Genomic DNA, 19361 nt, shown 5'->3' with positions numbered 1-19361 from the left:
GGCGTGGAGGTGACGATCGAGGAGAGGAGAGGAGAATGAGGGCAGGGTGAGGGGAAGATCGTGACGGAGGGGTGGAGACAGAGAGGTGGTTGTGAGGGAGACGACGTCGTCGATATAACTCGAGAAGAGAGGTGAACGGAGTACACTCCCACCGAAAGCCCTCGGCCGCTCGGCATCCCGCGCCTCGCTGCGCGCCTCACTCCCTCGCTACGCTCGGTCGTTGCGGTGCTTGCGTCGGCGGGGGACGACCGAGTCGACCTCGCCCTTTCGAAGCCCACCAGGCTGAGCTGAAGGCGGGGATGCTGTAGCTCTCCCTCGACTGGTGTGAACGAGACGGCACGCCCCGCTCGCCTCCGCTCCCTCCGCGTCGCACACGGCTCACTTCGTTCGCCGTTTCGCGACTGACCATTCCGGGCGTGCGGGCGCTCTCCGCACTGCGAGCTCCCGTTCCGGGCATGTGCCCTCGACGCCAGCGGGTAAGCCCGTCGGTTGCGCCTCTCGCAGGCTTTCGCGTTCCAGTGCTTGGTGCCGATGCGCGCGGCGAGCCACGATGCGGCTCGCCGTGCTCTCGACAGTCGCACTGGACACGGACCTGCAGTTCGGGCCGGACACGAGCGGGCTTACTCCGCTGGCCGCTCGCTCCGGTCACTCCCGGCGCGCGGTGCTGGCTGGTGGGGATAGTGTCCCGCTCTACTCGCGCCTCAGGGGACCTGAAGGCGCGAGCGAGAGCGGTTGCAGGAGATGAACACAGTTGGGACTCAGAAGAGTTGAGGTGAAGACGCAGTAGGTAGCGCCTTCGAGGTCAATACAATGAGTTCTACGAACTTCCGAGATGATAAAGCTTCGGATGAATCGAGTGTCAACCAAGAGGCGGCTGCGGAGAAGACGGACGTGGGCGTCGACGTGGAAGATCCGTTCGCGGAAGATATCGTGGACGAGCCGCCGGAGTTCGCGGCGTCAGTTGATCAGGAGGTCAATACGAAAGTCGAGACGAACCACCCAGAGACGGTGGTTGGACGCGAAGAGAACGAGTTCGGACACCTGCCACTGGCACAGGAAGAGCAAATTCGAGGTCGAGAGGAGGAGCTCGAGTTGATCAGTGCAAAGGCGACGTTCGGAATGCAGGAGGGACGAGAGAAGCGGACGCGAGAGGTCGTGGTCGAGCAGCGCCGAGAGCGGAGGGTCGAACAGGTGGATCCCCGTTCGGAGTTGGAGCAAGAGCAGTTGGCGGAGGTCAACAAACAATCGGTGCGAATCACGGAGACGGTGCGTGGAGGTCCAAGCCGGGCGGCAGTGAGCCGTGGACTGGCGGAGAAGGTGACCGACGGAAAATCGATGATCGACGCAACCCTCGAGGAGATGGATGAAGTGAAGGCCGAGTCGGGAACGATCGTCGATATTGCAGACGTGCCGGAGGTGGAGGCAGGCGAAGTGGACGTGGAAGGCGAGATCATCGAGTTGTGGGAGCCCTCGAAGTCGTCGATCAGCCAAGTGGGGCTGATCGCGGATGAGACCGAGAAGATGAAGTTCACGATCTGGGAGAACTCCTACCAGACGAACGTGAGCGAGGGAGAGACGGTGCGAATCAGGAACGCGGCGAAGAACTGGCACAACGAGCGATGCAACCTGGCCGTGACCGGCTGGAGCCGCCTCGAATTCCCCGAGCGCGGCCGGTGGTGGACCCAGGAATAGCATAGTTCCCTCTCTTTTTTGTGTGTCCGACCACACGCTCGCTTCGCTCGCGTCCTCCCCATCCTCCTCCCTGCGGGGCGCACTAAAGTGCGCCTCCTCGGTCGTCCCTCGCGCGTTCTGCGTGCTAAAGCGCGCATTCATCACGCGCCACCGCTGACGCAGCTTGGAGGGTCTCGTAGAGCCGTCTAGCCGAACCGCACCCACAGCAGTAGAGAAGGCAGAGAGGAGACCTCTCGAGTGGTTGCTTCGTTCGACGCGATTGTGGCGTTGTTCCACCCTCGGAGAGGGGTAGAGGGTTTGAAAGATGGACGACGAAAACATCCCCGGATACCTGCTGTGGCGTGCGTGGAGCAACCTCAGAAACATCGACAAGGAGCAGTTGAGCGACGACGATCGAGAGAAGGTTACCAAAGCAATCGCACTTCTTGACGAGGTGGAGGTCTGATTGGAGTGAGCGCCGATGCACAACTCGCGGATGGGACTGACCGCGAGAATCCTCACCTTCCACGTCCTCGAGAGCACGACCTCCCAGGTGGCGACCTCGCAGTGTCGAGCCACTGGGTCCACGGCGTTCGCGATGCGACTGTCGTCGCTGCCGAGGACCGCCCGCTGTACCGACTGCTCATGGACCTTCTCACGGACGTTCAAATCCCCGACTGCATGCCGGCCCGGCTCGTATCTGACTGTGAGGACCTCGTCGACGTGAAGCGAGCGGTCGAGAATATCAACCGCGGTCGTGCTGACATCGGCGGCGTCGGGGGGGGGATGGGATACTGCTACACCGTCCGGGACACGATCGAGGAGTACCGGGACCGCGAGCCGCAGACGCTCGTTGCGGTTGGTTGCTCGGGCTCGAAGTACGAGGTCGATGACCCTGTTCCGGCAGCAGACCTCTACCGGGGCGCGTACTGGTCGTGCAAACGCGAGTACGGCCAGACGATCGGCGACGATCGACGGATCATCTCGGCACAGCATGCGCTTCTTCGATTTGACGAGGAGATCGCGTCCTACGAGCGAACGCCGGGGGACCTCGAAGGGATCCCGGTCCACTCGAGTAAACGGCTTCCGAACGGAGAGGATGTCAACACGTTCCTCGACCAGTGGGCACTGAGCGTCTACGAAGGGCTGACCCGTTGGCTTCGAGCAGCCGCGGGCGGGGTCGATCCACGAGATGTATCGCTCGAGATCCTCCTCGGGAGAAACTATCGTGACCCGCTCAAGGAGCGGGGTGTGTTCGATCGGCTTCGTGGCCCAGCCGATCTCGAGATTTCGTTCCCCTTCCAGGAGGTGCCCGAGGCGCAGGGAGGAAACGGGAATCAGATGGGATGGATGACCGACGAGGTCAAGAAGAGGTCAGGGTGACAGTGGTGATCTAGGAGACGCGAACAGCGGACAAGACGGGGACGAGGCTGTCCAAAGAATTGTGCGGATGTACGTGAAGTGTGGTGACTGAAGTGACTGAAGATCGCTTCTGTGATGCGTGGGTTCCAGCTCGCCCACTCACCGCCTCCCACCCACCTCCAGGTTCCGGGATGCTCGCTCTCTTCGAGCTCGCTGTGCTGCCGGGCTTTCCCTGTTGGTTCTCGTTCACTCTGGACAGCCGGTGGTGTTGTTCGCTCCTCATGAGGAGTAGAGAGATCAAAAACGATGCAAACTGCCAGCCGGATCACGAACCCACTTGCCGTTGAGTTTACTACCGAGTCTGATCGACCGTCGAGCAGTCCCGCTTCGACGTATTCGACGCCCCTGAGCACACTAACACGAGCTGTGACTACTGCGGGAAGTTCGGGCTTGTTCCGACGCACAGATGTGAAACTGCCTGTGACCTCGACGTTCAACTGATCTGCTCCGACTGCGAGAGCACGTAACTCGAGGCGATAGACCAGTCTAACGGTAGTTACACCCAATCTATGTCAACATCACCATCAGCACATCCGATCGAGCGACTTGACCCGCCCCAGCGGACGCTCCGACGCGCCCAGTACGAAGCCTTCGAGTTCGAACTTGTTGCGCAGGGCGTCCTCGTTCGCAACGCCAGCCACGCGACTCCCGAAGATCACGAGTATCTGGTCACGATCGAGGATGGCCTGCCCCACAGCTGTCCGTGCCCGGCAGACGAACACCACCAGGGCGCGTGCAAGCATCGCGTTGCAGTCGCGATCCGAACGCCCGTTCTCGAGGCTGCACGCAACGCACAGCGGATTCGCGAACTGCAGACCAGCAAGATGCAGGCCACAGCGAATCCACTGACGCCGTGAGTTNCCGTTCTCGAGGCTGCACGCAACGCACAGCGGATTCGCGAACTGCAGACCAGCAAGATGCAGGCCACAGCGAATCCACTGACGCCGTGAGTTACCCCACGTTTTCGGACTTGGTTTCGCACGTGGGGTAACTCTGCCAGACCGATCAGCGTCTGCACGAACGCACCGCACGTGGTGTTGTTCCACCCTCGAGAGGGGTGGAGGGTATCACAGATGTCACGAGCAGACGAGACGACAGCACAGCCAGCAGAGACACCCGATGAAGCGCAGTCACTCGACGAGACGACGACGCTTCCACGACGGTTCCTCGTGACTGCCAGCGGCCCGGTCGACCGGATCACTGACTACGGTGACGAGACAACCGAGCGGGTTCGTGCCGACATCTCCATCGAGTACTCGATCGAGACGCTCGAAGAGTTCGCTACGTTCTGGAGCTTCCGCGATTACCGCAGCTGGAAACGAGCGGCTCTCGAAGCTCTCCTCGAGCGGCAGGAACCCGACGCTGTGACGTACGCCGTCGACGAGGACGACCTCGAAGCGTGGGACATTACGGTCGACGGACGTGTCGAAGCGTTCGCAGGGCTCGTCGAGACAATGGCCGACTACACAGGACGAGCCCCCTCTTGCCGAGACGCAATCCCTCACCGGATTGCAGCTCGGATCAACGGTCTCACCGATGGTCGCCAGACGACTGACGACGTTCTCACGGAGTTCGCTGACGAACTTCGCCGGGCAGAGCTGTGGGGGCATGGAACGCCCCTCGCTCTTCTGAACGTCAAACACGCCCACCACGAGCCGATTGAACAGCAGGCCGAAACGCTTGCTCGCACTCTCAGTAACGACGAGGTGAACCGATGAGCGAGCAGTCGATCAAACTTGGTGACGTCTGTTTGGATCTCGCACAGGGGCGACCAGTGCACGTGGTCACCGATACTGGCCAGACCGTAGCGGAGTGGTCCGAGGCAAACAACTACAATCTGCTCGATAATTACGGCAACTCACGATTCGACGCAACCAACGACGATCGCGTGTTCGATGTCGTCTACTGTTCGAGCCTGAAGTCCAGGCCCTCGAAAACCTATGCGTATCCGGAGTCGCGGCTTGGCCGCATCGAGAGCGAGGCAGCCGATGCTGGCCGTCAGGTCGCCGATCGTGTAGTCGTCACTGTCCTTGAAGAGCTGTTCGAACGAGCAGCCACGGACGATGATGGAGCTGTGACCGTCCTCAAGCGCTATGCCACCGACGTCGGATATGAGGACGAGGCCGCTGAAGCGCGTGAACTGGCTGAGGTCGACCGGATCATCGGAGATGAGATCTGATGATGGCCGATCTGCTGACGTACGTCGACGAGATTGACGCACCCGAGGACACGCTCACCGACTCGCAAGTGTGGGCGCTTCGCCAGGGCGTGCAGGCGGCGATCGATTGCGGTGACGTGAGTCTCACACACCCGTCGAAAGCACTCTCACCGGGTCGATGGCATCATTGGGGCATCGGCGTCTCTGTCTGGCTCCACGACAGCGGCGTCGTCGTCCTCCANCCCGTCGAAAGCACTCTCACCGGGTCGATGGCATCATTGGGGCATCGGCGTCTCTGTCTGGCTCCACGACAGCGGCGTCGTCGTCCTCCAGAAGGATGGGAACACGATTGTGACCGATATCTCGATGCTCGAGCACGTTTCGCTGGTACTGGCTGGGTCTCATGGAAAGGTCGGCCAAATAACACGTGTGGACCCGAGCGAAGGCGAAACGTGAGATTCGGCTCCTTGGATTTCTCCATCGCACGCACCACAAAGGATAGGGCTGCATCGATCAGCGTCCGCACGAACGCACCGCACGTGGTGTTGTTCCACCCTTGAGAGGGATGGAGGGTTTCAGAGATGTCACGAGCAGGCGAAACGATTGAGGTGAATAACGATACCTCTTGAGAGGAGCCAAACGATGCTCTCCAGGTTCGGAGGCAGTAATTTGGAGCGACTCCAGCTACAGACAGAGTCCTCCTAAAATGGCGTTGGTGAACCCTTCGAAGTGCGCCTGCCCCAACCGAACCGTATCGTGGGTTATATTTCGTCTGTCTCTATAGCAGTTCAGCTAGCATAATAGCTAAGTTCGTGTGTACGAATGTACACATATATGAGTTCGAGCAAACGAGTCCAGTTTCGAGCACCGGAGCAGTTAATCGAACAGGCGGACATCTTGGCAACGGCAGAAGACCGTGACCGAACGGACGTGATCATCGAAGCGCTTCGTGCATATCTGCGCGAATCATCCGAGAGCGACGATGTAAAGCGGGATATCGCTAACGCATACTACGATGGAACGATTCAGTATGAAGAGATGAAGGCAGTTCTTGGACCGAAAGAAGCCGAGAATCTTCGGCTTCTCAAAGGTCAGCTCGAAGACGACGAACTCGCAGAAGATGTCGCAAATCTGTAGATGGTAGTTGTCCCAGATACCTCGGCTCTCGTCAGCCTAGCAATTGCGAGCGACGAGAGCCCGATTGAGCTTCTATTTACGGAGTACAAGGTCCGAATTTCGCCAGAAGTTGTCGAAGAACTTGAGGAGATTGCTTCCTACGAGGATACGCATGCAGAGGCGGCGACACGAGTGCTTGATCAACTGGACGAAAATCATATCCAGCAGCCGAGCGAGCAGCCGGAGTATCCACTCGATGAGGGAGAAACAGAGGCAATCGCGCTCGCGAACGAGACGAACGCAGAGATATTCTTGTGTGACGAGTACGGCGAACTCTCGACAGTGCATGCACTCCTTTCGAGCCCTCGTCTTCTGACAACACCAAAGATGATGGAAGCACTCGTTCTGCGGGGCGTGCTTTCAGCAGAGGACGCACAAGCAGCGCTTTCAGAGATGGTAGATGAGCGAAGTTGGCGCAACAACTCGTACGTGACGCAGTTCCTTGCTCGGTTCTCGGAATAACAGCCAGACCTATTCCGATGAGCGATGGTAGAGTGAGAGAACGAGAAGGGGTTAGAGGGCGTGCGCTCGGGCAAGTGAACTGCATAGCAGGATAACTAAGACTGATGAATTAATATCCGAACAACATGGAGATTGAATATTATCGAGCGCCGTGGCCATTGACCCGTCATGCTGATCACAGCGTGCAGATTCATTCTGAGCTAGCTGGTATCAATCCCGAGGTACACACCACATACGATCCACGTCGGCGTNCCCGTCATGCTGATCACAGCGTGCAGATTCATTCTGAGCTAGCTGGTATCAATCCCGAGGTACACACCACATACGATCCACGTCGGCGTCATGAAATACCGCGCGTAGTTGTTCACCGGAACGCTTGGGAAGATCTTGTTTTCGAGGGCAGAGATGAGATTATCAACTCAATGCACCGTCTCACTGAGGAGGACGCTACGTACCAATATGTTGGCACTGAGTGGCGGACTGACGGTGAAAACGGTCATAGACACCAATATCTGCTAATTGATGTCGATACTGACGAACGTGGCGTGACCCGTGAGACGATTCCGATCTCAAATCTTGAACTGGATGCTTCTCTATCGGCTCCAGATCTCGAGTTCCATCAAGCAACGCGACGACCTAATATTGGAGAACCTCTTGATGCTGCCTTCGTCACAGCTCACTATGGTACACTCAATGCTTACTTTCCAATTGACAGTGATTCGTATGTCCGGTTATTCTGGAATATAAACAACGAAAACAAACATTGGCGAATCGAGCAAGCCGATAGCATTCGTACTTTGGAATCAGAAATGGTCAATACTTACAAAGAACGAGTTATCTGGCGCTGTTCAGATTAATCCCTCTGTTATTTAGATAGTAAAAAGACGCGGCCGATGGCAACGATTACGTGATAAGCTCGGGAAGAGTACGTAAGACAGTTGATCAAGCATTGGGAGGCCGTCCTTTCCGAGTTTGAGTAGCACGCTTAGCTCGCGTAGGAACGGACAAGGCCAAAGGAAAGCCCGGAACCTGGTGGGGGTTGGGAGGCGCGCTCTGCGCGTGGAACAGGATGGGAACAAGAGATAGGGGAGCAACGCGATGCTCGAGCACATTTCACTGGTACTGGCTGGCGCCCGCGGAAAGGTGGAGCAAATTACACGTGTGGGTCCGAGCGAAGGCGAGGCATGAAATTTGGCTTCTTGGACTCTCTCCATCGCACGCATCACAAAGGAGAGGACTGTATCGATTAGCGTCCGCACGAACGCACCGCACGTGGTGTTGTTCCACCCTCGAGAGGGATGGAGGGTTTGAACCGATGAACCAGTTCAGAACCATCGATCGAGTGGTACAGCGATCCGAATACTACGAAACCGACACGGGCCGAAAACTGCACCTGCGTGCGGAAGCCGAGATGACTGCTCGTACAGAGCGGATGATTCCCGATGGCGGGACCGTAGCCGCCGAGGCTACTCAGAGTGAGTCCGAGAAATCGACGTACACGCGGCATGTCGAACCGCCAGAACAGGGCGGGAAGACATACGTCCGCTGTACGTACTGCAAACGTGAGCTGCTGACCGAACTCGGTGGACAGGACAACCTGTCGCATGCGCCTGGCTGCCCGGAGCGTGAGTCGCGATGAACGAGTCCACCGACAACTGGTCTGACGAACGAGTGCAGGCCGAACTCGAAGCAGTGCTGGCCGATCTGCGAACGCTCGAGGAGTACCTGGTCGAACCGTTGACCCTCGCAGATGCAATCGCTGAACTCGAGACGACGCGTGCAATGTACGAACATGCGGTTGTGGAGGCCTGACGATGCCTGAGTGTTCGAACTGTGGCGCGCACGTCACAGAACAGTACAAGCGGGTATTTGCGGACAACAGCGGCGTTCTACACGCCTGTCCGAACTGCCGATCCCAGCGCAAGCGATTTTCAGGGGCAGGGGCTGGCCTAGCGGAGGTAAATCATGAATACTGAATACCTTGAATACGAGTGGTCGGAAACGCCACCGAGCATTGCAATTATCGAAGCAATCGCGAGTCTCGAAAACTGCCCGTCAACCGAGCTGGGACCAACCCACGGGATCGTCTTGTCCGACACGATCGACCCCGAGGCGCTCGATCGACTCGTCACAACCGGCGAATCGGTGTCGGTCGCGTTCTCAGTCGGTGATTATGACGTCAAACTCACCGAGAAGATGCTGCTCGTTCGCGACACCTGAGACGCGAACGGACGATCAACAGTGAGTTGCGATTGTACCACTTGGGTTCTCTGTGGTGTTGCTCACCCCCACAGAGGGTCGGAGGGAGCGTGTACAAGCAATACGCGCTCTCCAAGACTGATCATCATGCCACTCCTAGACGTATACGAACACACGTTCGACGAAGACGTTCCCCTCTCTGAACAGCCGCCCGTCGGAGACGGGGACAGCGAGGAACAGATACTGCCCTACGACGGACTCAGCGCAGACAACAACGCCGAGGAGGGTCGATCCCCACCATGACGATCGACAGTCCAGAACACACGTCAGGACGGCAAGTACGCGCCGCAGAGCGCCTCCACGAGTTCGTGATGAACGACCTTCGGATGACTACTGACGACGTCCTCGTGCGTATCCACGCTGACGGGACGATTACTGTCCAGCTCGCCGCGAGTATCGGGAACGGAAGCGACCCAGAGGTCAAGACACTCGGCCTTCCGAGAGGCCACTGTGGCTTTGTCGGTAGCTACGATGATACACCAGGACTGTCGATCGATCTCCACCGCGATTACGTCGACGAGACCGACGATGCATCGATCCGTCGTGACGCACTCACCATCCTCGAGGTGCTCTCTAAGGAGGTCTGGGGCACTCGACACCGAGTAGGATCAGAGTGACCAAAGATGGTAGGTTCCCACTGTGCCGAATGTGGATATGAGGGACTGAAAGAGGGTCCGCTGCCCCAGCGCGGCTCGGATGGGATTCCGATCTACGAGTGTCCGAATTGTGGTGACATCGCAGCGATCGGCTGCTCGTGTGACGATCCCGAACGCCATCGACCATCCACCAGTCAGTGAGCTCCTGACCGGTGGNGGAGGGTTTTACAGATGGCAGATCGACTAGACGAGACGACAGCAAGCATCGCTCTTCCCAACGAAACCGTTTGTGCCGTGGACCTGTTTTGCGGTGGTGGGGGCCTTTCAACGGCCCTCGCAGAAGCTTGCGAGGAGTTGAACCGAGATGTCGAACTCGTAGCGGTCAACCACTGGGGGAAGGCCATCAAAACCCACAAGCGAAACCATCCGTGGGCGACACATCTCAACGCAAAGATCGAAGAACTCCACCCACCAGATGTCGTCGACCCCGGAACCGTCGACATCCTTATCGCGGCTCCTGAGTGTACACATTTCTCGGCGGCCCGAGGCGGCAAGCCAGTGACCGAACAGCAGCGTGCGAGTCCGATGCACGTGCTCGACTGGGTCGGCAAACTCCAGCCTGACTCGGGTCTCCTTGAGAACGTCCCCGAGTTCGAATCGTGGGGGCCAATTGTGGACGGGAGCCCAACTCGAGACGGAACAAAGTTTGACGCCTGGAAGAGCCAGCTCGAAGCCGACCGCTACAGCGTCCGGCATACGAAACTGAACGCTGCGAATTACGGTGACGCGACCTCTCGCCGACGCTTCTTCGTTATGGCACGTCGGGACTACCGTCCCGAATTTCCCGATCCGACCCACAGCCCGAACGGTGAAAAGCCAGCCACTGACGAATGGCGCAGCGCCGCTGAGATCATCGACTGGAGCGAGCTCGGCGACTCAATCTGGACGCGATCACGCCCCCTGTCGAACAACACGATGCGCCGTATCGCCGAAGGCATCCGCCAACATTGTGACGACAGGCTGGTACCGTACGCCGATGCCGTGGCCGATATCGACCCCGAGGACCTCGAGGCGATGCAAGACGACATGGTCGCTGTGGACAATCTCGAGCAGTCAGTCGAGGTACGCGACGAGCCGTTCATCGTTGAAGGGCCGGCAGTTGGCCCTGATATCGACAAGACCGAGTTCTCGACGACGATGGTGATGGGCCAGCACTCCAACGCCCTGGCAAAAGACGCAACCGAGAGCCCCGTCCCGACAGTAGCCACACGGGGTGCGATCCACTGTATCCACGCAGACCCGTTCGTTCTCCCACGCAACGGCGCGTTTCGAGGGCTTCACAGCAACCCCACCTACAAGCCCGCTGAGCGCCCACTCCACACGGTCACGGCACAGAACCACGACGGTCATCTCGTCTGGCCATTTCTCGTGCCGTACAAGGGAGAGCGCGAAGGACAACGGCCGCGAACGCACGACATCGGGGAGCCATACCCGACGATCACCGCGACCGGTTCCGACCCGTACCTCGCCCGCCCGTTCTTGGTCGAATACTACGGCAATTCTGACGTGCAGTCCATCGACGAACCACTCCCGACAGTGACGACCAAGGATCNCCTCGCCCGCCCGTTCTTGGTCGAATACTACGGCAATTCTGACGTGCAGTCCATCGACGAACCACTCCCGACAGTGACGACCAAGGATCGGCACGCGCTGTGCATCCCAGACTTCTATCCGTGGGGACTCGATCTCCGCTACCGGATGCTCCAGCCGCGAGAGCTCGCCGCAGCTCAAGGCTTCCCGGAGGACTACGACTTCGCCGGGAACAAGACCCAGACCACAAAACAGATCGGGAACGCTGTCCCGGTCAACCTCGGAAAGTCGCTCGTGAAACACCTGCTGCTCCCGACGAACCAGCCAACCGTTTCCCAGTTCGAGAAACCGCGGGGCACCTGACGGGGGTAAATCGCCTAAAACCACAGCCAGTGTGTTGTTCAGTGGTCTCGAGGACTGAAACCCATGGAACCAACCATTGACTCCGTGACAGCAGCCGTCACGTGCGAAGATTGTGGTGTTTCTCAACCGTATCATCCGGTTCTGGCGATCGAGTGCTCGTCGTGTGGAGCGAAGCCAGGTCGGAAATGCAAGCGACCGAGTGGACATCGCATCCGCCAGTCGCACGTAGATCGGATCAACGCCGCGTATGAGACTGGCTACACAAAGTGTCCGTGTAAGACCGACAACGCCGTGATCTGTGCCGGATCGACCGTTCCTGCAGATGTCCCGTTCGACCCTGACGCGGTGACGATCGAGGAGACGGATAGTGAAGAGCTACTTGATCCAGATGCGCTCCCAACACTTCCCTGCTCACTCGGTGCCGAGGGTCTTCCCCCAGTTGGAGCGTCGATGCCGTCGCGACGCTCATCGGCAAAGTCGAGTGCAGACAGCACCCAACAGACATTCTCAGAATTCAGTGATCATGAGTGATCGAGAGGTGGAGTCTCTCGAGAAGAGTCAACTCATCGCCTCGACGATAGAAAAGTAAAACGTACGGAAAGCGCGGGTGAGCTGCCTCTGACAGGTCCGATCCCCTCTCCCCAAATGTGTATTAAACAACACGTATTGATAGCTCTTTTGATCCATTGACAAGATCTCGTTTCACTTTCACTCCACTACCCGGAGATTAACGAGGATAGGGATAAGAGCGAAAATTGACGACACACCGAGGATTTCCAGATACCATGAACTACAACGATGACGACCGCTGGGAGTTCGCTCCCAAAGACGAAGGAAGTATTGCCCCCGATGCGACCGACTCGAGAGCCGTCGACGACGGCAGCTACGAACGCGTCGACGACTCGCTCGAGAACGGTCACGTAGGGTATCCAGACGCTCCTGGATCAGCATCCTACGAGAACGGCTCCACCGCTGAGAACCAGTGCGAGTGTGGCACGGAGATCGCTCACGATCGAACAAAGTGCGACTTCTGTCTCACGACCAGCCTCGACTACGGTGATATAGCGGTCGAGCCTGACACCGAGCGCAAGCTCACTGGACTGATTCATGTCCTCATCGACGCGAAAACCGAGCACAACGCCATTAGCAAGGCCAAGGCCGTCTTCAAAGGAGTAACGGGCGATCCCTTCACCACTTCTATCGATGGTATCGACGAGTGCGAAGTGATCGCTGACCTCGAGGGCGAGCTCGTGACGCGCTTCACTCGTGAATGGGGCCAGTTGCCTGGTGCCGCTGCCGTCGAGACGACTGAAGGACAGCGCCAGCTCGATATCATCCGCCAGAACGCCGGCCACGACTACACCGTGGCCCGTGGCGACAGCACTGACAACACCGAAGAAAACCGACCGACGCTCGATCCAGTGCTGTTCGACGCTGAAGGAGAGCCGATCACTGACATCGAGGAGGTCGGCCAGCTGATTGCCGGTGGCACGCTCAAGCGAACTAGTTCCAACTGGGATACTGACGAATATCCACGACGGGACGAGCCAACACGCACCTGGATCGTTCCCGCAATCGCCCTCGAACATGTCTCCCCACCGGATCGCTCCGACGAGACCCCTCGTGAGGGACGAACCCGTCGGAATTTGGAGTGCCGATCGTGCAGTGAGACGACACGACACACATTCGGTGGCTTCGATGAAGTGCCAGTTCCAGAAATTCCCGACTCACCGATCTGGGAGTGCACCAGGTGTCAATCCCCCCGACACGGGCCGGACCCTGACAATCCGAAGGGGGACACGAACCACCACTAATATGGAAATTAACCTGTTGAACTCGTCTCTCGGGTATGTGTATTGGTCTCTGTGTTAAGTTGATCACCTATCGAGGAAATTAACACTTCGGAGTCCTCAATACGAGTCATGGACGACGTGAATGTCTCTGATGAAGAGTATCCGCAAGAACTCTTAGACGCACACTATATCGAGGATAGCAGGCTTCACCATCCTGCCGATAATGTAATTCACGGTCTTGAGGCCCTCCTAGTCGAAGAAGGGGTGTTTCAGGAAATGAGCCCTGGAGAGTTCCCAGCCTGTGATCGGTGGGGGAAAATATCAGAATACATCAAGCCCCTCTCACAAGAAGAGCTATATCAGGAAATGCGGCAGCACGATGAACCCGTGGTCAGTTCTGCTGCAAAGTATATTAATCCAGAGTGGAAGCCACAAACCAAATATACGTTCGAGATCATCCAAATGGCTACCTCTCCCGGATATAGTTAGTTCCATGAGTCTGAATAATTTCAGAAAAGAATCAACCGTTGGATCGACTGATACCACACCAACGTAAGCAGTTGGTGGTGTTGTTTCTCTCCTCGAGGGGTGAGAGGAGTCCACAATGGCAGATACAGACCAGACTGACGAGCCACTGACGCCCCAGCAGCGCCTCGACTCATCGAATCCCCGGCTCATTGATGCGGGAATCGCGACGATCACCAACATGGAGACACTCCAGGCGTGTGTCGCCTATGAAAATCAGCACCAACAACGCCTTCCGATCCTCAAACTCCTAGCCCAGCGAGCTGAAGAACTTCGCGAGGAGTCGTGACTGGTCCACCGATTGCGACGCCTGCGAAGATTTGAGAGTGTTGTTTGCACCCTCGAGAAGGGTGGAGGGTTTTACAGATGACAGATCGACCCGAGATCACGATCCAACAGCAGACCGCGTTCACCGCTGATGGTGGACTCGAACCGACCGAAGAAAGCGTTGAGACCTCTCTCGAGGATTTCGGTGCTGACGTCAGCCATCGCGAGGTCGAAACACAACTCGATCGCCCCGTGGCCAGCGAGTTCGGCATCGACGATCGCGTCGAAGTTCGATACTCGGAGGGCGACAATACCGACCAGACATCGCTGTTCGCGGAGACGGCCGACGACCAGCTGACGCTGACAGGCGAGGACGCCAGCGCCCAGTTCCTCTTCGACTCGCTCAGTGAGAACAGTGACTGATTCTTCCCAGGATGTCCCTCAGACTGACGAACGGAGAGTCACACGGGCGAGCGCAAGAGCACGCATACGCGCACTGGCCGCAGCGACTCCCGATCCACCAGTCAAAGGCGGCTACACCCACGGTGATCCGTGTCCCCGCTGCGAGGTAGCGGTGTTGACTGGACGATTCAATGATGGAGGAGAGCAGTTTCTCGAGTGCGAACGGTGCCTGTTCCGTCCTCCAAGCGCGTGAGACGCCAGAATCACGTGCACCGCGCGGTGGTGTTGTTCGTCCCCGGGAGGGGTGAGGGAAAAACAATGAGACGATCCAAAGCGCAAGAACAGACCGCACAGCGAACCGAACACCCCAAGACCGTCCGTGAAAATGGGGGTGGGAACTGATGAACCCCGATCGCGCCGCCTGGCTCGCTGGAGAGCCGCGACACCCCGAGCCCGATATCCACCCACCAGAGCCGACTCTCGAGGAGTTCCTACGTAGCAGGAGGAGCAACCCGAAGCCCGAGGACGTGGACCACGAGGAACTCAGCGAAGCGATCGCCATTGCCGGGCCGGAGGGGGACGATCGCGACCCACTCGCTCGGGTCCGCGATAGCAGAGGCGAGAACTGATGGGCGCTGTTCCTTTCGAGACGCTCGCGTTCGGCAAGACTGCCGACAAGGCGTTCAGAAACGCCGTTGCGGACGCGAAGCATATGCACGGCCACGCCGGATACACGGGGACGATCGCCGAGAAATCCTCGGTCGAAGTCATCCCCGAGCAAGAGCATCACGGAAAGCAGAAACGTCGATACGCACACCAGCTACTCGAGGACGGAGATGAGCGGATCCGAAGTAAGTGGGGTCCCGCCGGAGCGATCAACTGTTCGGGGACGACGGGAGCCAAGCGGTATCGCGAACAGCACGGGCTAAAAGGCAAGCACGGCGACGTCTGGCTCTTCTTCGGCTGGGCCTCCCACTGATCCGACCCCTTGTATGCGGTTCTGTTGTTCCACCTCCCCTGAGGAGTGAGGAGACTCGCGTTTCAGGCATCATCACTCAAGTCGTAGTTACCCCACGAACGCGCGGTCTCTCCCGATTTGTGGGGTAACAGACAGAGCGCCCAACGTGGGTTCCAGCACTCCGTTTCATGTCACACTCAGCACACCCGATAGCGACCAGTAGCGACAGTGCCGCCGAGATTCGAGCCGCTCGCCAGGCTGACTACGTCGCCTTTCTCCATCGAGTCCCGTTCGCGATCGATGCACTCTCCCTCGGTTACGTGACCGGGTTTCGTGAGGATTGCTCCTACCAGCATACACAGTACGAGACGCTCGAGTTGCCAGTCGGGATGCTNCTCTCCCTCGGTTACGTGACCGGGTTTCGTGAGGATTGCTCCTACCAGCATACACAGTACGAGACGCTCGAGTTGCCAGTCGGGATGCTCGACAACGACTTTCGCAATCCCGACCTCGAGCGATATCTCGAGCGCTTCAGAGAGTACGAGCCTCGCGTTGGCGTCCTCGGTGATGCTTACTCCATGGATGAGGCACACGAGTACGTTCGTGCTGCACGCGACCTTCAGGCAAGCTATCCCGAGTCCGAACTCGTGATCGTGCCGAAGTGCCGCGAGGCGATCGACGCTATTCCGGAGGATCTCGTGCTCGGCTACCCGCGTGGGTACTCCGACCAACTCGCACACGAGTTTTCAGATCCGGCAGACTGGCGTGGCCGACGGGTCCACATCCTCGGTGGCAGTCCGCGAAAGCAGGTAAACGCGATCGAGGCACTCACTCGGCCGACACTCTCCGGCGATCCACCGGCAGACATCGTGGGGCTCGATTGGAACGGCTTGCATCGCGGAGCCCAGTTCGGCGAGTTCTGGTCAGCCGACGGCTGGGACGACAGCGGACGTGACGCTGATCACGTCACCGTCCGAAAGTTAGTGCGCCACAGCCTGGGCCGGATCAAAGCCTTTTGGGAGACCCAGGGAATTTGGCCGGAGACACGACTCCACGACGAGAACATCACCCTCGAGTACGAGGGACCAACGCCGAGCGACCTACAGAGCGCGGCGTGTGCAGCCTGTGGAGCGAATGTCTGGACAACCGATCGTGGCCCGTTCGTTGCCGAGTACGATATCGGCGAGATCTGCGGGTACTGCTCGTACGACTGTTACTTCGAGCATCGGACGCAGAATCGACTCGAGGAGATCGTCGATGAACAGAGCGTTTTCATCCCTCCGTGAGCCGATTTTCACTCGAAATCAGGTGTGCGACGAGAGTGGTGTTGTTGTGCCCCTGAGAGGGGTGAGGCGCTTTCGAGCAGGCGAAAGCGTCAACACAAGTGATTCCAATGGTAGTGACCACAGAGCGAGCAGCTTCGTTCACCGACACCGAGACGCGCAGCGACGAGATGAACAGTACGATCGAAACGTGGGTTGACGACCTTACCGACCTCGTCGACGACGCTGCGGCCAGTGAGGAGTTCAAAGCCTGGCTCGACGTACAGAGCCACTTCCACGACTACTCGTACCGAAATACGCTCCTGATCAAACAGCAGTGTCCCCACGCAACCCGGGTTGCAGGGTACAACACGTGGGCAAACGAGTTCGAGCGCTACGTCCAGGAAGGCGAGAGCGCGATCTGGATCTGGGCACCGATCATCACGAAACAGTGCCCCGAATGCGGAAACTCCCCGTCGTACCACGAAAATAGTGATTGTGAATACGACGAGACGCAGCCCGAAGAGTGGTCGAAAGGGCTTGTCGGGTTCAAACCCACCGCTGTCTTCGATGTCTCGCAGACCGACGGAGAGCCGCTTCCTGATCTCGAAACCGAAGCATATGGTGATGCCAGTAATCTGGTGCCGGCCCTCCTCGAGAGTGCAGAGCAGTTGGACGTCGACGCACAGATTGTGCCGGCCGACGAGGGGAACTACGGGGAAGCGAAAGGAGTCTGCAAACAACGCTGTCCGATGACTATGCGCCCGCGAGTCGAAGTGAAAGATCGAGACAACCAAGCGGATCTCGCTGGGACACTCATCCACGAGTTCGCCCACGCCTTGTTGCACTTTGATATTGAGGACCGTGATGAGCGGTCGAAACGCGAGCTGGAAGCCGAAGCCGTTGCGTACGTCGTGGGGCGCTACTTCGAGCTGGATATGAGTGGATCAGCGTTCTACCTTGCGGCGTGGAACGGTGACAATCCCGAGGCGATCACTGACCGGCTTGGCCGGATTAGCAACACGGCCCAAGAGCTAATCGAGACGCTCGAACGAGAACTCGAGCGTCTCCCGAAGGCGGAATCAAACGCGGATAAGGGAAACAACCAGGATGAAGGATAACCAGTACCAGACAATGACTGATCAGTCGAGTGCTAGACCCAGTGTCGATCCAGAAACGCTGTCTGGACGCAATATTCCCCATCCGCCGCATTCGTGGGAGGCCGCACAACGGTGTATCCGAACCGCCTGTCCCGCAGATTCTCACGAATGGGTTGCCCTTCCCACACCCGGCGACGAGAGCAAGGGGGCGGAGAAACAAGCCAAGGAGACGACAACTGAAGAGCCAACACATCGATACTGGCGAGAGTGTCGTCGGTGCGGCATTGCCGATGTGACTGCGAAAGCGATCGGACAAGACGTCGAAACCCCCCACGCAGAGACTTGAGGAAGTAGCAACCAGTGGTCGAACGGTGAGTACCGACTCGGGAATGAGGGAATCGGCATTACACATATGTATGTCTAGATAAGAACCCCAGAAGAGGGGAAATCACACATGGTAACACGAAAACGAATACAGTACTGGGCACGCCGACGTGGCGTCCTCGACTGGCAGACAGATCCATATACAGCCACAGAGCGTGAGATTCAATGTCACTAATACAGCCGCAAGAAAACGTCGAAAACGCAGACTGGCTCCACCTGATGGAAGATGAAAACGTACAGTGGTCCGGGCGACCGTCGCGATTCACGATCCTGTTCGCGATCGTCGGTGGCCTCCTGTTCGTACTCGGCGGGATCGTTGGCACACTGATGCTTCTGTCAGTACTCGACGGTCAAGAACTGCCGGTGTGGGTTGGATTCCTTCCGCTCGTCCTCGCTGTGGTCGGTGTGGTGATCGTCGGGAAGACGTATTTGGAGTGGATACGACTGCTGTACGTGATCACCGATGAAGAGATCTACGTCAAACATGGACTCATATCCCGCGATGTCACCCAGATCCGTCTCGATCGCGTCCAGAACACCTCCTTTGACCAAACGATCCTCGAGCGGATGCTCTCGTTCGGCGACGTCCGGATATACACCGCCGGGACGAGTACCGAAGATCTCACGTTCCGAGATGTTCCCGACCCGGAGCAGATCAAGTCAACTCTGACACAACTTCTCAGCGAACAGAGCAGGCCCGATACTACCACACCACCGACTTAACGCTTCTCTGGTTTTCGCTTCTCGACCGAGAACATAGCGTTCGCGGCGGCTCGCATCGATTTGGGCATATTGCGTTTCCTATAGAAAATTCTATAGACATAAACTTACGTCATACATACAGGAGTTTCTATAGGAATCTCTAATCTTCTGGCTGTAGCTATTCCTATGGGATATACTATTTCTTAAGAGCCCGGGCGATTTCGCGATCGCAACGAAATCCGATCAACAGACGAGATTCGAAACAGTGCCG

At 57.9% G+C, this 19361-nt stretch carries 25 protein-coding genes; all 25 read left to right on the top strand.

The genetic code is table 11. The annotated features are described in order from the left end of the window. Positions 1–810: 810 nt before the first annotated feature. The 25 genes from C484_RS10535 (at position 811) to C484_RS10440 (ending at position 19111) form a co-directional block, all read left to right on the top strand. Complete coding sequence (locus C484_RS10535; RefSeq protein ID WP_006825933.1) at positions 811–1692, top strand: hypothetical protein; 882 nt, start codon at positions 811–813, stop codon at positions 1690–1692. Between the two features lie 304 nt (positions 1693–1996). After that, positions 1997–2137 (top strand): hypothetical protein, encoded by a 141-nt coding sequence (locus tag C484_RS23650; protein WP_006825932.1) that lies wholly within the window; start codon positions 1997–1999, stop codon positions 2135–2137. 5 nt (positions 2138–2142) lie between these two features. Further along, complete coding sequence (locus tag C484_RS10530; RefSeq protein ID WP_006825931.1) at positions 2143–3054, top strand: DUF6884 domain-containing protein; 912 nt, start codon at positions 2143–2145, stop codon at positions 3052–3054. Positions 3055–3602: 548 nt separating this feature from the next. Next, positions 3603–3950 (top strand): SWIM zinc finger family protein, encoded by a 348-nt coding sequence (locus C484_RS10525; protein ID WP_006825930.1) that lies wholly within the window; start codon positions 3603–3605, stop codon positions 3948–3950. Between the two features lie 216 nt (positions 3951–4166). Further along, complete coding sequence (locus C484_RS10520) at positions 4167–4811, top strand: hypothetical protein (RefSeq protein WP_006825929.1); 645 nt, start codon at positions 4167–4169, stop codon at positions 4809–4811. Then, positions 4808–5272, top strand: coding sequence for a hypothetical protein (locus tag C484_RS10515; protein WP_006825928.1), 465 nt, complete (start codon positions 4808–4810; stop codon positions 5270–5272). The genes C484_RS10520 and C484_RS10515 overlap by 4 nt, the downstream gene beginning before the upstream one ends. Positions 5273–6085: 813 nt before the next feature. Beyond that, a complete protein-coding gene (locus C484_RS10510) occupies positions 6086–6388 on the top strand; it encodes a hypothetical protein (protein WP_006825927.1) in 303 nt (100 codons plus the stop codon). Next, positions 6389–6889 carry a hypothetical protein gene (locus tag C484_RS10505; protein WP_006825926.1) on the top strand — a complete coding sequence of 167 codons (501 nt, stop codon included), beginning with the start codon at positions 6389–6391 and terminating at the stop codon, positions 6887–6889. 1315 nt (positions 6890–8204) lie between these two features. Next, the gene (locus C484_RS10500) at positions 8205–8528 is read left to right on the top strand and encodes a hypothetical protein (RefSeq protein WP_006825925.1); all 324 of its coding nucleotides are present in this window, start codon (positions 8205–8207) and stop codon (positions 8526–8528) included. Continuing rightward, on the top strand, positions 8525–8701 hold the full coding sequence (locus tag C484_RS23645; protein WP_006825924.1) for a hypothetical protein: 177 nt from the start codon (positions 8525–8527) through the stop codon (positions 8699–8701). The genes C484_RS10500 and C484_RS23645 overlap by 4 nt, the downstream gene beginning before the upstream one ends. Before the next feature lie 2 nt (positions 8702–8703). Further along, a complete protein-coding gene (locus tag C484_RS25165; RefSeq protein ID WP_449289172.1) occupies positions 8704–8865 on the top strand; it encodes a DUF7563 family protein in 162 nt (53 codons plus the stop codon). Further along, positions 8855–9109, top strand: a complete 255-nt coding sequence (locus C484_RS10495; RefSeq protein ID WP_006825923.1) for a HalOD1 output domain-containing protein — start codon at positions 8855–8857, stop codon at positions 9107–9109. Before C484_RS25165 ends, C484_RS10495 begins: the two co-directional genes overlap by 11 nt. A 126-nt stretch (positions 9110–9235) precedes the next feature. Then, complete coding sequence (locus C484_RS23640; RefSeq protein ID WP_006825922.1) at positions 9236–9391, top strand: hypothetical protein; 156 nt, start codon at positions 9236–9238, stop codon at positions 9389–9391. Next, positions 9388–9765, top strand: coding sequence for a hypothetical protein (locus tag C484_RS10490; protein ID WP_006825921.1), 378 nt, complete (start codon positions 9388–9390; stop codon positions 9763–9765). The genes C484_RS23640 and C484_RS10490 overlap by 4 nt, the downstream gene beginning before the upstream one ends. A gap of 210 nt (positions 9766–9975) precedes the next feature. Continuing rightward, positions 9976–11697, top strand: a complete 1722-nt coding sequence (locus tag C484_RS10485; protein ID WP_006825920.1) for a DNA cytosine methyltransferase — start codon at positions 9976–9978, stop codon at positions 11695–11697. Positions 11698–11760: 63 nt separating this feature from the next. Further along, positions 11761–12228 (top strand): zinc finger domain-containing protein, encoded by a 468-nt coding sequence (locus tag C484_RS25160; protein ID WP_449289171.1) that lies wholly within the window; start codon positions 11761–11763, stop codon positions 12226–12228. A 254-nt stretch (positions 12229–12482) separates the two neighbouring features. Continuing rightward, positions 12483–13511, top strand: a complete 1029-nt coding sequence (locus tag C484_RS10480) for a hypothetical protein (RefSeq protein ID WP_006825919.1) — start codon at positions 12483–12485, stop codon at positions 13509–13511. A 108-nt stretch (positions 13512–13619) separates the two neighbouring features. Further along, entirely contained in the window at positions 13620–13979 is a 360-nt protein-coding gene (locus C484_RS10475) for a hypothetical protein (RefSeq protein WP_006825918.1), read from the top strand. Positions 13980–14094: 115 nt separating this feature from the next. Continuing rightward, positions 14095–14304 (top strand): hypothetical protein, encoded by a 210-nt coding sequence (locus C484_RS10470; protein ID WP_006825917.1) that lies wholly within the window; start codon positions 14095–14097, stop codon positions 14302–14304. A gap of 77 nt (positions 14305–14381) precedes the next feature. Further along, the gene (locus tag C484_RS10465) at positions 14382–14705 is read left to right on the top strand and encodes a hypothetical protein (protein WP_006825916.1); all 324 of its coding nucleotides are present in this window, start codon (positions 14382–14384) and stop codon (positions 14703–14705) included. A 380-nt stretch (positions 14706–15085) separates the two neighbouring features. Continuing rightward, entirely contained in the window at positions 15086–15313 is a 228-nt protein-coding gene (locus tag C484_RS10460; protein WP_006825915.1) for a hypothetical protein, read from the top strand. Beyond that, entirely contained in the window at positions 15313–15663 is a 351-nt protein-coding gene (locus tag C484_RS10455) for a hypothetical protein (protein WP_006825914.1), read from the top strand. Before C484_RS10460 ends, C484_RS10455 begins: the two co-directional genes overlap by 1 nt. 167 nt (positions 15664–15830) lie before the next feature. Further along, entirely contained in the window at positions 15831–16928 is a 1098-nt protein-coding gene (locus C484_RS10450) for a DUF6610 family protein (protein WP_006825913.1), read from the top strand. A gap of 107 nt (positions 16929–17035) precedes the next feature. Then, positions 17036–18025: an ImmA/IrrE family metallo-endopeptidase gene (locus C484_RS10445; RefSeq protein ID WP_006825912.1), complete on the top strand. Its 990-nt coding sequence runs from the start codon at positions 17036–17038 to the stop codon at positions 18023–18025. A gap of 528 nt (positions 18026–18553) precedes the next feature. Next, complete coding sequence (locus tag C484_RS10440) at positions 18554–19111, top strand: PH domain-containing protein (RefSeq protein WP_049915301.1); 558 nt, start codon at positions 18554–18556, stop codon at positions 19109–19111. Positions 19112–19361 lie beyond the last annotated feature (250 nt).

The organism is Natrialba taiwanensis DSM 12281, assembly GCF_000337595.1.
Lineage (GTDB): Archaea > Halobacteriota > Halobacteria > Halobacteriales > Natrialbaceae > Natrialba > Natrialba taiwanensis.
The sequence above is the reverse complement of the archived record's forward strand: the minus strand, read 5'-3'. Positions and strand labels throughout refer to the sequence as shown.